This is a genomic window from Tranquillimonas rosea (genome assembly GCF_900111315.1).
In the GTDB taxonomy this organism is placed as follows: Bacteria; Pseudomonadota; Alphaproteobacteria; order Rhodobacterales; family Rhodobacteraceae; genus Tranquillimonas; species Tranquillimonas rosea.
The window spans coordinates 1-14,404 of sequence record NZ_FOGU01000016.1 but is presented as its reverse complement, the minus strand read 5'-3'; the positions used below and the strand labels follow the sequence as shown (position 1 = coordinate 14,404).

Sequence of the window (14,404 nt, the reverse complement as noted above, 5' to 3'; positions counted from 1 at the left end):
ACGTCTCATGCGGGTTGGTTCAAAACACATCATCCGTCATGCGGTTCTGTCACATGGCGTCGGGGCTTTCATGGCGGGTGCTGCAGCGGTTTTGACGCTGCCTCCCTTTTCGATCCTCGCACTCGTTCCCGCCGCCTACGGCGCATTGTTTTTGCTAGTGCGGGACCGCATCCCCTTGGTAGCCGGCGCGATGGGATGGCTTTTCGGCCTGGGCTATTTCGGCTTCGGGCTGTCATGGATCGCCGAAAGCTTCCAGATAGAAGCCGAACGTTTCGGCGCGCTCGCGATCCCCGCCGTTGCCGGGCTCAGCGCGCTCCTTGCGCTCTTTCCGGCCCTAGCTATGACCCTGTTCGTCCTCCTTCGTCGACGTCGGCTTGTTGGCGGTGTGGTCGCGGCATTCCTGTTTGCGGCGTGCTGGGCCGGTGCGGAATGGCTACGCGGGCACGTCTTGACGGGCTTTCCGTGGAACCTTGCAGCCTATGCGCTGGCGGATTTCGATGCGCTCCGCCAACCCGCCGCGTGGCTTGGCAGCTATGGTCTGAGCTTCCTCGTTATCCTCGCCAGCGTGCTTCCGGCACACGCGATCCTCGCGAGAGGTGCATCCCGCTGGCTGACGCTCCTGTTCTTCGCGCTCGTCGTCGGTGGCCTCTGGGTCTCGGGTCAGGCTCGCATTTCCCGGCCGATGCCGGAATCCACCGGCATCTCGCTGCGCATCGTGCAGGGCAACGTGCCGCAGCGAACCAAGTGGGCGCCAGGAAGCGCCCCTGCCACGCTTTCGCGATACCTCCGGCTTTCCGCGCAAGGCGAACCCGTCGACGCCCTGCTATGGCCGGAGACGGCCTATCCGGGCTTTCTGGACGAGAACGAGGATGCGAAACGCCGCATAGCAAAAGCTCTTCGAGGCGGAAGGGTTCTGCTCACCGGCGCCCCCGACCGGACCGCGCGGGGGGCGGAGCCGCGCTACTTCAACACGATCCAGGCTTACGACGGGTCTGGCACAATCCTCACAGGCTACGCCAAGCATCACCTCGTGCCCTTTGGCGAATATGTTCCATTCGGGGACTGGTTGCCGATGGACCGGCTGACCGAGGGGCTTGGTGACTTCGCGCCCGGACCCGGGACTCAAACGCTCGCGGTCCCGGGTTTGCCGCTCCTGGCTGCCGCGATTTGCTACGAGATCATCTTTCCTGGCCATGTCGTGGACGACGCGATCCGGCCGGACTGGATCTTCAACGCCACCAACGATGCCTGGTTCGGGACGTCCATCGGCCCCGAGCAGCACCTCGCTTCGGCGCGGATGCGCGCCGTCGAGGAAGGGCTGCCCGTGATCCGCGCCGCGAATACAGGCATCTCGGCGGTGATCGACGCGAACGGGACCGTCATCCGGGCGCTCGGGCTGGAAAAGACGGGGATCATCGATGCCAGCTTGCCTGCGGCTTTGCCTGCCACGCTCTACGCCCGCGCGGGTGACTGGGTGCTTCCGCCTCTCGGCATCGCCGTGTGGCTGCTTGCGCTCGGACTGGATCGGTCTGCATCACGGCGAAACGGTTTTCACCGTCTCATCTCAAGGAGGTCCGAATGATCATGATCGCAGCATTCGTCGGTGGTGCCGGATGGGGCGCCCGACTGGCAAAGAAACGTGGTGGAAACCGGCTGGACATCGCACACTACGCCACGGGTTTCGCCCTGGCCTTCGGGCTGCTCGCGCTCATCGGGACGGTCTTTCTCGAACGTATCGCCGCATGAGCGCGCAATGCCAGACCGATGCCGCCATCATTTGTCGCGGGCGGCTTGCCTTGCAAGGCGCGGCCCGTCGTGGTGCCACACCATCGACTAAAGCAAGCAACAGAAGGGCGACTTTCGACAATGCCTGAGACCGAGCCCGACAACATGCCAATGCCGCGTGCAGCGGTCCGTCCGTCAGCTATGGCGCGTCGATGGTCATCGTTCCAAGCTCGATCGCCTGCCACCAATCGGTAAGGCAAAATTCAGGCCTATGTCCGAGGCGCTCCGCCGCAGTGACCCGAGCCGTGCCGGTGCGCCGATGGTGTCGCGCAGGGACGACAAGGCTCCGGTGATGCGTAGATGACGAACATGCTCTCCTTCGATCCCCTCGGGGCGCAGCTTTCTCCGGTATCGCTTCTCGTGATCGCCGCGCTGGCTGGGCTCTACATGCGAGGTCTCGCGCGGCCGAGGCGCCTTCGCCCGCAACCTGCTCCCTGGCAAGCCGGGCTCTTCTTCGCCGGTCTCGGGTGCCTGCTGCTGGCCTTCAATGCGCCGCTTTCGCCACTCGGTCACTCGCTCTTTTCCGTCCATCAGATCAATCACCTTCTTGTGCGCCTTCTCGGGCCTCTGCTGATCGTCGTCGCGCAGCCATGGGGCGTCTGGACTGCGGGAGTGCCGCGGAATTTGCGACAGCAGATCGCCGCTCTGTCGCGCCAACCGCTCGTGCGCGCCTTGCGAAGCCCATGGAGCGCAGCCGCTCTGCTCGTCGCTGCCCTCTACGTCTGGCAAGTGCCGGTTGTATTCGGTCTTGCGCAGCGAGTCCCGTCCGTCGAGTTGGCGGCGCATCTCGGCATGGCCGCGGCGGGGCTCTGGTTCTTCACGTTGCTGCTCGATCCGCGCGATCCGCCCGAGGGGATGCGACGTGGCGCGCGACTGCTCTGCGGGATCGTCGTCATCGTCTCGAATATCCTGCTGGGGTCGCTGATGACACTGAAAGAAGTCGTGCTCTACGGCGCGACAGACCCGGGCGCCGGCTTCACACCGCTGACAGATGAGACCATCGGGGGCTACACGATCTGGGTGCCGTCCTCGATGGTCATGATCGTCGCCATCGTTCTGGTGTTCAACGGCTGGAACCGGGCCGAGGAACGCCGCTGGAACGCGCGTCATACGTTGATGCAGCAGTCGAACTCGGCCGCTCTCGAATTTCCCGAAACTGCCCAAGAACTTCGGCTCAAGGTTACGCGGCCCAACCGTGACCTAGGCCGTACGCTGGCAGTGGCGGCGCTTTCGATGTTCGTCGTCGTCATGGTGACGGCGATCACCGTGGCGTCACTTGGGTGAAGGCATGAAGGCTTGCCGTGTCTCGCGAGCCAACCGTCACTTGCCCCCCCGGATGATGGAATGCGGGCGTGTCCGCTCCACACTCGCCGACCTCAGTGGCCATGCGCGAGCGCGTACTCGGCCATTCGATCGCCCACTCTTTTGCCATCTTTCGGTGTCGGGGCCTCCGACGTCGCGCGTAGCAGCCGCAAGGCATTGGCGACGACCAGCAGCGAAACGCCCACATCGGCCGCGATCGCGCCACACATCAAGGCGATCCGAAGACTTCACTGCGCTAATCACGAACGACCGCATTTGTGAGTGTGGCGCGGCGTGGAAAGATGCCGCAGCACAGCATGCATGCTTCCGCCAACGCACACAGCGAGAACTTGGCACTTCCGCAACGGGCTCGGAGCGGACATTGCGCTCCGAGCCCTTAGCCCCATTTGCACCACGAAATGCAAAGGGCTGGACTTCGGCGGGCCTTTTTTGGTGCAAGGCGTGGCCGCGATTACTCGGCCGCGCGTAAATTCTCGCCGTCATTTTCACGGTTGAGCAACGCATGAAGACTGCTAACGCCTTGCTCTAAGGTGTCGCGGTCGGCTTCGCTCTCGCCCTGGCCGCCCAAGGGTAGCTCCGTCTGCGTGGAAAGATCGAAGGCCATCTGCTGATCGCTGACAGAACGGGAGCGCCGCCGCCTGCCGGGGCGGATCGTCCGACCTTCCGGCGATTCAGTCTCCGTGGCCTTTTTGATCGTCATGCTCTCTTCGGACGTGGCGGAATCCGGTTGGGAGCTGGAAGGTTCCGCTGGCACCTCTTCTTCGGGCTCGGGGCCCGGCAACTCTGGGGCAGCGTGCCCTTGGTCGCTCTCGTCCGATTGAAGGCTGCTGTTCTCTTGGTCGCTACTAGCCTCGGGCTCCACGGCCTCGTCGGGCGTTTCGGATGGAGACGGGTTGGGCTGGTTGGCTTCGGCCGGACCAACGGAGACGACGCCCTCTTTAGGGAGTGGATAGTCGCCGCTCTGCGCCTCGTAGAGACCCTTGAAGAAGGAGTCCTTGAAATACTGGATGCGCTTGGCGCGCACCGGCATTTGGGCGTCTATGACCATGACAATATCATCGAGCGACATACGCCGCACCTGGTCCTCGGTCAGAAGCGGTGCTTCCTCGGTGCGCTCGGACGTGCTGCGCCCCTCGAAGGGGTTTCGGCCAACGGCGCGTGATCGGGTGACAACACGCTTGGTCGTCTTGCCGACGGCGCTGCTCAATTCCTCGACGGTCTTCTCGTCGGAAGGCGTGAGGTAGAGCTTCACGCCGGCGTTGCCTTGTAGGGACCGCCGCGTGTTCTCGCCGTAGATTTCATCGAGCGCCGGGATCGTCTGCGTCACGATAGCGAGGTGGCCGCGATACGAACGCAGGGTCTCAATGCTATCGACCACGATAGGCATCTTCCCGAGGCGGTTGAACTCGTCCAGCATAATCATCACCGGCCACGGTTCGTCCTTGCCTGGCTGACGGTCCTGTAGCGAGGCGATCAGGTCGGAAAAGAAGAGGCGGATCAGGGAAGCCAGCGGCTTCACCATCAACGGGGCCACCACGAGATACACCGTAAACGGCTGCTTGCGGATCGTGCGAAAGTCGAAATCAGAATCCGCAGTGGCATGGTCGATCGCCGGGTTGCTCCATTGGTCGAGACCGGAGGTCATCAGGAGCGAGACGTAGGACGTGAGCGTATCGTTGTTGGTCGAAGCCATGCGCTCGAAGATTAACCGGGCCGCAGGGTTTTGAACCTCAAGGCGGCGCGCGTTGTATTCCTTCTGCTTGTCACCGCCAGACGCGGTGATCCGGTATATCTCGCCAAGGGTCGGTCTCTTGCGCTCGAAGGCAAGGAGTCCGGCCGCGACGAACAGGTCGATGCCGCCCTTCAAGAGCCCCTGCATACGGTCGTTGTCGCTTTGCAGGAAAAGCGAGGCCAACAGTTGCAGCTCCATTTGCTGCTGGTTGGGGTTTTCCAGCTCGTAGATGCGCTTAAGCGGGTTGTAGCGGTGCGTTCGGTTGTTCTGCCAGTCGGTCGGCGCGAAGCGGTAGACCTTATCGCCCTCCCCTGCCCTATGACGTGCGGTCGCGTCGAAAATCTCCCCCTTCACGTCCAGGACCACGGCGCTGCCCTTGAAGGTCAGCATGTTCGGAATGGTGAAGCCGGTCGTCTTCCCTCGGCCCGTCGGAGCGACGATCAAGGCGTGCGGAAAGACCTTCGACGTGATGAGGTTCGCGCGGCTTCCTGGCTTCCCCATCTTGCCAAGGATGAAGCCGGTCCCGACAGAGCCGAAGAAGCCGTTGCGCTTCATCTCGCGCGCGGTTTGCCAGTGGGTTTCACCGAATTTTGTCAGGGCCTCCCCTGCTAGAACGACGCTCAAAAGAAGACCGGCGGCTCCGAAGCCGCCGATGATGAGGTTGACGATGGTGAAGTCTTCCGGGCGACTCGACGCCATGCTCGTGTAGTCTCGGGCGAGCATGAGAAAATCCACGTCGGCCGAGACGCCCGAATAGCGGAACGTCAGGAAGGCGGTCGCGATCACATAGCCGATGGCCGCACCCACCAGTGTCAGGCTGAGAACGGCTCCGGCGAATTTGCCCTTACCCATGGGTCTGCCCTTTCTCCGTGTCCGTCGCGGAGTGACGAAGCCGCGCGGCATCGACTTCTTCGTTCGCGATCTCGTTGTTGATCTCCTGAATGACCTCGCCCTCGGCGGTGGCCGCGTCGGTTTGCAGGTAAGCTTTCGCCGCATAGAGGCGGTCGAGCCGGTCATCAGAGACGTCGGCCAGCGCCTCGTCGCTGCCGTTGCGAAGATCCTCGATCTGACCCTCGTCGAGCCGGGATTCGATCTCGGCGCGGTAAGCGTCCCGCTCGTTGTCGCTGGCGAACGGATCGCTGGCGCTGTCCTGGCGCATCGCGGCGAGGACAGAGGCCGTGGTCGAAGCGGCATCCCCCTGCTCGACTAGCTCGTCGTCCACGTCACTGAGGCCGGAATCCCTGAGCACATCGGCATCATGAAGGGCTTCGCCAAGCTGGACATGAACGGCGTCGAGCCGGTCCACGGCCCTTTCCTGATCCTCGGTACGAGACAGGTCCAAACCGTCATGCTCTGCGATCTGCCGTATGTCTTCGGTGAGCCACTGGCGCTCAAGAGCTTCGCTGTTGGCCCCCGCTTCAACGCGGGCCACGACGGCATCCGCCGAAATGCCAGTCCCCTCAAGTGCGCTCTCGATTTGTGCCCGTGTGTCTGCGTCCTCGAGACGGCCTAGAGCCTCCCGGTTGATGTTGCTTTCGGCGTAAATGCCGGTCTCGGTCGGCGCGTTCTTATAGGTCTCGGAGCGCGATACGCTGGCGTAGATGTCGGACAGCTCGCGCTCGAAGGAAGCGCGGCGGTCAGGTGCCAACGTCTGAGCTTTTGCCTCCGCCTGTGTCGCGAGGTCGGAAAATTCACTCCGAAGCTCATCGAAGGTTTGTGTCTCGGCCATGTAATTTTCTCCATCAGGCTCTAGGGGCTCGCCACGTCCAAGCAATGCGGCGGCGCGGTTCAGGGCGTTCGCAACGTCCTCTCGGTTCTCGGCCGTCGCTTCGACTGCGAGGGACCGATAAAGCTCCGCCGTGCTGGCAATGTCGGCCAAGGCCCCTTCAAGATCAGAACCGACGCGCTCACGCGCTTGCGGCTCCCTGCCCTCTTCCTTGGCGCGATAGACTTCGCTCTTGTTGGGGCTGTAGGTCGCAACGCCGCGATCCACGCGGCGGCTAGCTTCCAACCTGACCCCATGGCGCTCTCCCGCTTGGACCATAGCCTCGCGGAAGGCGTCGTAGTTGAAGTGATGATCGCGCCCGAGATAAAACAGCTCCCCTTCGACAGACCGGCGGTTGAGGATGACGTGGGCATGAGGGTGAGCACGATCCTCGTGGATAGCTACAATATAGTCAAATTGTTGCCCCTCTTGCATGAAAAATTGTTCGCAGACCTCACCGGCCATATCGCGAACGTCTTCCCCCTTAGTGCCAATGGGAAAAGCCATAATCATATGCGTGGTATGGCCGAGCTTAGGGCTGAATCGCTCGTTCCAGTTGCCGGAGAAACGATCTGCAATATCGTTAATCTGTTCCTCGGTAAGAGGCCCGCCTCCATCATGGACCCCCCGGCTGTCGATGATGTGCGATGCCTTGGTGCCGACGTAGCTTAACTGGCCCGAGAGCTGAGAGCGCGTGCGGCACCCGCCTTCTTTCACCGGCTTGAAGATCGCGGGCGAGTGGCCCCGAGCGGCGCGCGCGAGCTGCTTTTGACGGCGGGCCTGGGCACCTGCCCCGCCCCTGATCTTGCTCCACCCGTCGCGAAACAGCTTGCCGGATACAGCCGAAACGGCATCACTGCGAGCCATAACCGAACGCCCTTAGAGCACCTGAAACGCGAAGCGCTAGGCCATTGCGGCGCTGTAGGATCATCCCTTGAAGCTGATCGCCAAAGGTCATGACCATGCCGGCGAGGCTCCGAATTTGCGCCACGTCGTCTTGATGGATCGGCGGCTTCAAGCCTTTCAGCTTTGCCTCATTCAGTCGCTTGGCGATCTGGCTGATGTTGTTCCCGATGCGGTTCAGGGCGACACGATGGCTGTGCAGCTCGTCTTTCAGCTCGCCGTCGGTGACGAAAAGACCGTCTGCTGCGTGCATCAATGCTCGCAACCCATCGTTTCGGCTCTCGATGCCGTAGCGTTTCAAGACTTGATCGAACGCTGCCAACTCGTCTTCCGTCACCCGAGCGCCGATTGTGCGGGTCCTGGTCTGGTTCTCCGTCTTCGCGTCTCGGACAGATCGAACGGTGTAGTGGATCGTTCGCGTCGAAACGCCGTGCCGCACCGCAAGTGCCTTTGCGGACACGCCTTTTTCGTATTCGCGAGCGATAGAAAATCGCTCTTGGGGGAGAAGTCGGCGTGTGCGAGTCATGTGAAGTTAACGCCTCTATTTCTTGCTATCTTCTCCCCCCATTAGAGCCTCACGCCCCACCGATCAACGGAAGCGCAAGCTTCCACTGAACGACTTGGGGCGTCTTCCGCTTGAGCGGGCGATCGGCCCGCGAATGTCGAGCCCATCGGGCGAGACCAAGCCACCGAAATCACAGATAAGGTGGCCGCGCTAAAAACGCCCTCAGAGCGCGCCACGGGGTGTTCCGGCGGGGGTTGTCCGCGCGCAGCCCGGAACGCCACTCAGCGGCCCACACAGGCGATCTCAAGGTCATTGCCGTCACTCGCCCTCCCCTGCCCTCTGCGCGTCACGGCCAGAATCTACCTCGAAGGCGCCGCACAGACGGCAGGCCGAGAACAGCAGGCCACAAACCGCAGACCACACACCGCACACCGCGAATCCCAGACCGCAAACTGCTGACCGCGCACCGCAGTATACGATATCGCACACCGCACACCGCACACCGCATTAAGCACACCGCGCACCGCGCACCGCGCACCGCGTACCGCGCACCGCGTACCGCGCACCGCGCACCGCGCACCGCGCACCGAAAACCGACCACAATACGCCGCAGATTGCATACCGCACGCCACATACGACGCACCGCATACCACCAGCCGCATACCGCAAGCTGCAATATTGACACCGCAGACCGCAATCGGCAGATTGCAAACCGAGCGTCGCACAAAGCGGGCCGCACACCGCAAACCTCAAACCACAAATGGCAGGCCGCAGGCCGCAACGAGCAGATGAGAGGACGAATTCTGATGAAAGTCATCACGGCGCTTTCGAGAAAAGGCGGCAGCGGAAAGACGACGCTCATGCGGGCGGTGGCCGACGCAGCCGTGTCCAACGGGCACGAAACACTGGTCATCGACGCCGACCCTCAAAAGGCGCTGTTCCGCTGGCACCAAGACCTGGGCCGCGAAACGCCGGGGCTGACAGTGAAAGAACTTGATGATCCGAATGCGCTCGAAGCGATGCTCGATGAGGCCGAGCAAAGCTTCGACTACGCGTTCATCGATACGCTTGGAGCAGGGGGCATGTGGGCCGACCTTCTGGTCGAACAAAGCAATTTCCTGATCTGCCCCATGATGCCAAGTGAAACCGATCTGAGGATGACGCGCGACACCTACGATTACTATCTACGCGCGTGTGAGGCCGCAGATGACGCGTCACTGATGCCGCCGTTTTCGGTCGTGCTGACCCGGATGCCCTCGAAGCCGCCGAAATCCATGGTCCTTGCGGCGCAGGCCGCATTAGAAGCCTTCCCGGTCATTGACGAAATGTTCCTCGACCGGGCTCAGCACGGCGACGTAGACCGCGAAGGACCGATGCACGAACTGGCAGAGAAGCGCCGGAATGACCCGAACGCACTCATGCGGGGCCACGCACGGTACTACCTTGATGCACTGCGCGAAGCGCGCACGATCCTTGAGCAGATTGAGGCGTCCCGATGAGCAGCGAATATCGTCGCAAGAAACCCCAAATCCGCCGTCCGAATGTAGACCGTTCTCAAGGGTTCGGCGGGCACTACGAAGCGCAGCCGAAACCCGCCTCGGAACCCACGAAGAGCGAACCGAAAGCCGCGCCGGAGGCGCAGGCTTCGCAAGAGCCCAAGACAACCGAGGTGCCAAAGGCAGAGACCCCGCAAGCCGCCGCGACGGCCAGTGACGAGAAGCCCGCTCAGGAACCACAAGCGAAGGCACCAACACCGCAACCGCGTCAAAAACCCGCAGCGGAGAGTCCGTCGCCAGCGGCACCGTCCAACGTCTCAAGGACGCGCACGAGGCGGCAAGCAAAAAACAAGGAGCCTGCGCCGATGAAGAAAGTCGCGTTGACCGCCTACCCGAAGGAAGATCACCGCGCGGCGCTCGAAGCTGTTCAGTCCGAAGCAGTCTCGATCATGGACATGGTGAAACTGGCCGGTCGTCGCGCCCTGGCGCAGTTTGAACCGAAAGCGGAGTTCGAGGCCGCGCCCAATGTGGAACGGATGGGCTCAACGCACCGCTACACGACAACGAAGCAGGTTAGTCAGCCGGTGCTCGAAAAGCTCCATGAGTCGATGAACCCGCTGGGCCTAAAATCGGACAACGAGATGCTGCGCGGGCAGTTTGAGCCGCTGTTCTGGTCAGAGCTGGACGCGATCATCGCAGACGTGAAGAAGCGCAAAACGAAGTAGGGTAGGGGGCTTTCAGCCCCCGCGCCTACGGCGCTCCCCCAAGGATATTTTGAGAAAGATGATGGAGTAGGCCGGGGGGCTAGCGGTTCAGGAACCGCGCAGCGCTTAGACCGGCACTGATGATGTAAGGGGGCAGGGTGAGCGAGTAGTGCCCGCAGTTCATCCGCTTGACCCGCGACCGGGCGCCGGAGCGATCCAGCTCGGAAACCAGACTCTCCGATAGAGAGGGCAGGACTACCTTGTCCCGCTCTGCCAGCACCATTTGCAGCTCAAGACCGGGCCGGGCCAGCTTGTCTGCGTAACTCTCAAGGCTGAGCGGCGCCCAAGCGCGGCGCAGCTCGGCAAGCTCGATCTCGCCTTCAAGGCTCGCGCGAATGTGGCGCGTGGCGCTGCCGGTCCAGACCATATCGGCAAGGCTTCCGGCGGTGAGAAACAGGGTAGTTTTCGCGACCGCGGGCTCGTGCGCGGCGATTAGGCCAGCCACCCAAGACCCCAAGCTGATCCCGAGGACCGAGACCTTTGCATATCCGCGCCGCTGCAAGATGGCGGTGAGCTGCCGCCCATCTAGCACTGCCTGGCGCATCGCGTGGATCGTGCGGCCGAGGTTGGGGCTAAGCATGTAGTCGGCGTGCGAAGAGCCGGGGCGGCTGCGTTCAAGGTGATAGGGCATGGCGATCTCAACAACGGTGAAACCGCGCCATGCGAAGAAGCGGGCGAGCTGGGCGTTGCGCGAAGTGGCGTTCCAGTGATGGAAGACAATCAGGGCATGATCGGATGAACCGGCTTCTGTCACCTTGGCTCGAACCGTGTTGTTCTCGGGTGTCTCGGTGAAAAGGCTCGATGGAAAGCTGAGCCAACCGTCTTCCCAGCTCGCGGCGGGGGGCGCGTCATCCAGCCCGTAGAAAGAGGCCGAGTCCGCGACGGCCTCGGCCGCCAGCGCGCCAAACTCGGCTGTGGTGGTGGCGCCCTCGGATGCGGGAAATGCGAGGTCAGCGCGGAGGTCCAGCCCCGCCACCTCCTTCACATCATCGCTGCGCCGAGTGCGGCGCTCATCCCAGCGGTCCAGCCACCTATGAAACATGCTGACGGGCCTCCTGCCTCCTGTAACGAATGCCGAAGCCGGGATCGAAGAAACCGTAGACGGAGACGACTATGGCGAGCGCCAGCATGAGCGAGAAGCCAGTGACCACGCCCACCAGCAAGTAGACGAAAGCGAGAAACAGCACGGCAATCGTCGTTCTCGCCAACGGCACGTGGAAGGGCGTGGTAAGGCCGACGCGGATGGCGCCGTAGAGATACATTGCGCCGACTATGAGCGCGACCAGGAGGCTCGTGAAGTGGGTCGGCATACTGTAGTCGCCCCAATCGACCGGGTCTCCGAAGCGGGTTGTGATCGAAGCGGCGTCCAAGAAGATCCAATGCCAGACGCTCGGCGCAGCGGTGACGACATAAAGGCTCTCTAGTTTCATGCACATGGCGACGAGGAACCCGGCCACCGTGGCCCGGAAGATCCCACGCATGATCCTCGATCCGGCCGCCTGGGCCTCGTGCGTTGGTGCGATGTTCGGTTGCCGATCCAAGGTCTTGCCGATCTGCGCGTAGTCTTCGGCCACCGTCGAAAGTAGGATCAGGCCCGCGATGAACAGGTAGAAACACAGGCACATATAGAAATATGCGGCCCCGGTGAACGCGACTTGCTCAATGATCCCGATCTCGTCGGGGCGGGCGAGGGCGAGCGAGCCCCAGTCTATCGCGTAGTCACCGCCACCGTTGAGCACCGGCAGCAGGCGGACGCTGACCCACTGGAAGACGCCCGCGAACCCGGTGCAGAGCAGAAAGACGGCCCAATAGGTGTAGGACGATGCCTCGACCCGCTGCATCCAGTCGTCGGGGCGGGCGTGTTCGGGAATATGTGACAGCAGCGCGCAGCGGCCCCCATTCTTCCAGCTCGTAACCTGATCGACCACGAATGCGAAGAAGAGAGGCATGAAGACGATGAAGAGGAAGGTCCAGTTCGGAGCCCAAAGGAAGCCGACCTGCTTGGTGATGCCGTCCTCGCGAACGTATGTGATGTCGTGGATCGCCAGGAAGTAGGAGACGAATTGAAGCGCGACGGCTCCAGCGAAGACGGAGGCGGGCAGGTTTAGGGGCGATCCTCGACTGAAAATCCCTTCCGAGACGCGCGCAAGGCTGAAGCCGTGTCGGGGATCTTCGCCTCGCGCCGGTGTCGGGGCATCCTCCGGCGAGCGATCATCCTTCTCTGTCTCGCGGGGGGCGTCCTTCTTACGACGCGCGCGCCGCCGGGCGGTCAGCCGGGTCTGCGACTTGCTCAACGCGACTTGCCATGCACTCGCACCCTCCGGGTCGTTGCAACCTAGCACCCTGGCAAGCCACCGAATGTTGGCGGTGCTAATCCCCTTCTCGTTGTCCTCGAACCAGAGCTGAACCGTCCGCAGCTCGATCCCAGCGTGGTTGGCATCGAGCTGCGAAATGGCCTGAGTCAGCAGCTCGGGTGTCCACGGCCCCTGCGGGCAGCCGTCGTTATCGACGGGGCGCCCGATGCCCTCGGCCGCGACACGGGCGAAAAGCGTCTTGAAATCGTCATCGCCGCCATCCGGGGGGACAAAATATTTGCCGTTCTTAATCAAGGGTCTATGCGGCTATATTTCGTTCTGGTTCGATCGCTTCGTAGTAGGACGTGATCTAGTGGGTGGTCAAAAGGCATCCAAGGTGCAGGCAAGGTAGTGGCGATCCCACGCTCATTACCGCCAGCGCGGCCGGTCACGGTTGCGCCAGGGAGGCCACCGGCGGAAGGAGGGCAGTAAGACCCCGCCGCCTCACCACGACGGAGGCCGCAAAATGGCGAAGACAAAAAAGACACACGGAGAGGTTGTCGGGAAAATTATGACCCGCGAGGCTCGCGAGCATGTTGGCTACCTCTACGAGTGGAACACGGGTGAACGTCAGCACGCTTGGTTCAATGAACCTGTGACTGATTTCGTGTTCGAGGAATTGGAGACCTTCGATGCTAGGCGTCTTGAAAAGGTGTAGCGCGCTCGGGCTGGCAACTTGGCTCGGACTGCTTGGCGCAGCTCCGGCGAGCGCCTGGCAGCATGACTTCGAACGTGGCGTCGATCTCTACCGCGTTGCCTCCGGCGGCGCGGTCCTCTCCTTGGTGTGCGACCCGAACAAGGTCTACGGCGATCAACCGGAAAGCGCCCTCATGGTGCAGCTCGGGGCCGATGACGATTTCAGCGGGCCAGTGCAGATCGCATTTCCCGATGAGACGGTGATCAACGTGCAAGCGGAGCGCGGGCGCATCGCCAAGCGGGTTGTTGCAGCCGAGACTTGGGGGGCGCTGCTCGATGGCCTGCGCGGGCATGACACGCTCGAACTGACGATGAAGGGCAGCGCCCGAAGGATCGAGACGGGCGAGGGCCAGAACTTCACCTGCAACTGATCGCGGCCGCGAAAGCGGCCATCGGCGCGATAGCGCCGGGACGGGGCGGGGCGGGGCGGGGCGCGAGACCTGCCCCGCCCCGTTCATTTCAAGGGCGGCTCCTTCCTCAATCCCGCCTAGCCTGACGCGGGCATGAAAAAGCGCGGCCCCGGAGGGCCGCGCCGGCTGCATCAAGCGGCGGGAGGGACCGCCTATGCGGCCACCTGCGCGGCGGGTGCTTCGCGGCTCGCCTTTTCGGTAATGTAGTCCACGGCCTTCTGAGCCTCGGACGCAGCTCGGAAGATCGCGCGCTTGTCGTCCTTCATGGCTTGCAGCCAGCCTTCGACATACGCGGCGGACTGGTCGAACTCGGGTTCAACACCGATCTGCACGCCCAACATGCAAGCGCCGATCTCCGCGACCAATTCCTCGAAGGCGTAGGCTTTCCGGTCATTGAACCGCTTGAAGCGTTCCAACCGCTTGTCGGCCCCGGTCCAGTGGGTCAGCTCGTGGGCGAGCGTCCCGTAGTAGCCTTGCGCGGCGTGGAACGTGCCAATCGGCGGCATGTGGATCACGTCTCGGCGGAGGTCGTAGTAGGCGCGCGGCTGGTCGCTCGTCTCGATGGTCGCACCGGAGCGGGCAAAGAAAGCCTCGAGCTCGGGGGCGGCCTCGGTGCCACGGTCGCGCGGCGGTTCGGGCCGGATATAGAACTCATCGGCCAAGCCCTCGAT

The 14,404-nt window shown here is 62.7% G+C and carries 14 protein-coding genes; 7 read left to right on the top strand and 7 right to left on the bottom strand.

Annotation, left to right across the window (positions count from 1 at the left end; translation table 11 throughout):
- Window positions 1-7: 7 nt before the first annotated feature.
- From lnt to BMZ25_RS18515, 3 genes are all read left to right on the top strand, one after another.
- Window positions 8-1,582 carry an apolipoprotein N-acyltransferase gene (lnt, locus tag BMZ25_RS18525; protein WP_092696146.1) on the top strand — a complete coding sequence of 525 codons (1,575 nt, stop codon included), beginning with the start codon at window positions 8-10 and terminating at the stop codon, window positions 1,580-1,582.
- Window positions 1,579-1,746 (top strand): hypothetical protein, encoded by a 168-nt coding sequence (locus BMZ25_RS20990; RefSeq protein ID WP_092696145.1) that lies wholly within the window; start codon window positions 1,579-1,581, stop codon window positions 1,744-1,746. The genes lnt and BMZ25_RS20990 overlap by 4 nt, the downstream gene beginning before the upstream one ends.
- 339 nt (window positions 1,747-2,085) lie before the next feature.
- A complete protein-coding gene (locus tag BMZ25_RS18515) occupies window positions 2,086-3,069 on the top strand; it encodes a cytochrome c oxidase assembly protein (protein ID WP_092696144.1) in 984 nt (327 codons plus the stop codon).
- 92 nt (window positions 3,070-3,161) lie between these two features.
- Here the strand turns inward: BMZ25_RS18515 and BMZ25_RS20985 are convergent, their stop codons facing one another.
- From BMZ25_RS20985 to BMZ25_RS20980, 4 genes are all read right to left on the bottom strand, one after another.
- Window positions 3,162-3,317, bottom strand: a complete 156-nt coding sequence (locus tag BMZ25_RS20985) for a hypothetical protein (RefSeq protein ID WP_177190535.1) — start codon at window positions 3,315-3,317, stop codon at window positions 3,162-3,164.
- 242 nt (window positions 3,318-3,559) lie between these two features.
- Window positions 3,560-5,692, bottom strand: a complete 2,133-nt coding sequence (locus tag BMZ25_RS18510; protein ID WP_092696143.1) for a type IV secretory system conjugative DNA transfer family protein — start codon at window positions 5,690-5,692, stop codon at window positions 3,560-3,562.
- Window positions 5,685-7,472 carry a relaxase/mobilization nuclease domain-containing protein gene (locus tag BMZ25_RS18505; protein WP_092696142.1) on the bottom strand — a complete coding sequence of 596 codons (1,788 nt, stop codon included), beginning with the start codon at window positions 7,470-7,472 and terminating at the stop codon, window positions 5,685-5,687. The genes BMZ25_RS18510 and BMZ25_RS18505 overlap by 8 nt, the downstream gene beginning before the upstream one ends.
- Window positions 7,459-7,830 (bottom strand): plasmid mobilization relaxosome protein MobC, encoded by a 372-nt coding sequence (locus tag BMZ25_RS20980; RefSeq protein ID WP_177190534.1) that lies wholly within the window; start codon window positions 7,828-7,830, stop codon window positions 7,459-7,461. The genes BMZ25_RS18505 and BMZ25_RS20980 overlap by 14 nt, the downstream gene beginning before the upstream one ends.
- 989 nt (window positions 7,831-8,819) lie before the next feature.
- On the opposite strand from BMZ25_RS20980, the gene BMZ25_RS20575 reads away from it, so the two are divergent.
- Entirely contained in the window at window positions 8,820-9,512 is a 693-nt protein-coding gene (locus BMZ25_RS20575; protein ID WP_177190533.1) for an AAA family ATPase, read from the top strand.
- Window positions 9,509-10,234 carry a hypothetical protein gene (locus tag BMZ25_RS20570; protein WP_143071566.1) on the top strand — a complete coding sequence of 242 codons (726 nt, stop codon included), beginning with the start codon at window positions 9,509-9,511 and terminating at the stop codon, window positions 10,232-10,234. Before BMZ25_RS20575 ends, BMZ25_RS20570 begins: the two co-directional genes overlap by 4 nt.
- A 79-nt stretch (window positions 10,235-10,313) precedes the next feature.
- Here the strand turns inward: BMZ25_RS20570 and BMZ25_RS18485 are convergent, their stop codons facing one another.
- Together BMZ25_RS18485 and BMZ25_RS18480 are read right to left on the bottom strand one after the other, a co-directional pair.
- Window positions 10,314-11,315 (bottom strand): alpha/beta hydrolase family protein, encoded by a 1,002-nt coding sequence (locus BMZ25_RS18485; RefSeq protein WP_092696138.1) that lies wholly within the window; start codon window positions 11,313-11,315, stop codon window positions 10,314-10,316.
- Window positions 11,305-12,882, bottom strand: coding sequence for an RcgA family putative transporter (locus BMZ25_RS18480; protein WP_092696137.1), 1,578 nt, complete (start codon window positions 12,880-12,882; stop codon window positions 11,305-11,307). The genes BMZ25_RS18485 and BMZ25_RS18480 overlap by 11 nt, the downstream gene beginning before the upstream one ends.
- Window positions 12,883-13,093: 211 nt before the next feature.
- Here BMZ25_RS18480 and BMZ25_RS18475 point away from each other — a divergent pair, with 211 nt between their 5' ends.
- Both BMZ25_RS18475 and BMZ25_RS20565 read left to right on the top strand, forming a co-directional pair.
- The gene (locus BMZ25_RS18475; RefSeq protein ID WP_092696136.1) at window positions 13,094-13,285 is read left to right on the top strand and encodes a hypothetical protein; all 192 of its coding nucleotides are present in this window, start codon (window positions 13,094-13,096) and stop codon (window positions 13,283-13,285) included.
- The gene (locus tag BMZ25_RS20565) at window positions 13,260-13,694 is read left to right on the top strand and encodes a hypothetical protein (protein ID WP_143071565.1); all 435 of its coding nucleotides are present in this window, start codon (window positions 13,260-13,262) and stop codon (window positions 13,692-13,694) included. Before BMZ25_RS18475 ends, BMZ25_RS20565 begins: the two co-directional genes overlap by 26 nt.
- Window positions 13,695-13,885: 191 nt before the next feature.
- Here BMZ25_RS20565 and BMZ25_RS18465 read toward each other — a convergent pair.
- The coding region (locus BMZ25_RS18465) for a zincin-like metallopeptidase domain-containing protein (protein WP_268874233.1) at window positions 13,886-14,404 on the bottom strand (519 nt) is incomplete at its 5' end.

Bases quoted from the DNA above. Each gene is read 5' to 3' on its own strand.
- BMZ25_RS18515 (WP_092696144.1), top strand. From the start codon at position 2,086: ATGACGAACATGCTCTCCTTCGATCCCCTCGGGGCGCAGCTTTCTCCG.
- BMZ25_RS20990 (WP_092696145.1), top strand. From the start codon at position 1,579: ATGATCATGATCGCAGCATTCGTCGGTGGTGCCGGATGGGGCGCCCGA.
- BMZ25_RS20575 (WP_177190533.1), top strand. From the start codon at position 8,820: ATGAAAGTCATCACGGCGCTTTCGAGAAAAGGCGGCAGCGGAAAGACG.
- BMZ25_RS20570 (WP_143071566.1), top strand. From the start codon at position 9,509: ATGAGCAGCGAATATCGTCGCAAGAAACCCCAAATCCGCCGTCCGAAT.
- BMZ25_RS18485 (WP_092696138.1), bottom strand. From the start codon at position 11,315: ATGTTTCATAGGTGGCTGGACCGCTGGGATGAGCGCCGCACTCGGCGC.
- lnt (WP_092696146.1), top strand. From the start codon at position 8: ATGCGGGTTGGTTCAAAACACATCATCCGTCATGCGGTTCTGTCACAT.
- BMZ25_RS20985 (WP_177190535.1), bottom strand. From the start codon at position 3,317: ATGTGTGGCGCGATCGCGGCCGATGTGGGCGTTTCGCTGCTGGTCGTC.
- BMZ25_RS20565 (WP_143071565.1), top strand. From the start codon at position 13,260: ATGCTAGGCGTCTTGAAAAGGTGTAGCGCGCTCGGGCTGGCAACTTGG.
- BMZ25_RS18475 (WP_092696136.1), top strand. From the start codon at position 13,094: ATGGCGAAGACAAAAAAGACACACGGAGAGGTTGTCGGGAAAATTATG.
- BMZ25_RS18510 (WP_092696143.1), bottom strand. From the start codon at position 5,692: ATGGGTAAGGGCAAATTCGCCGGAGCCGTTCTCAGCCTGACACTGGTG.
- BMZ25_RS18505 (WP_092696142.1), bottom strand. From the start codon at position 7,472: ATGGCTCGCAGTGATGCCGTTTCGGCTGTATCCGGCAAGCTGTTTCGC.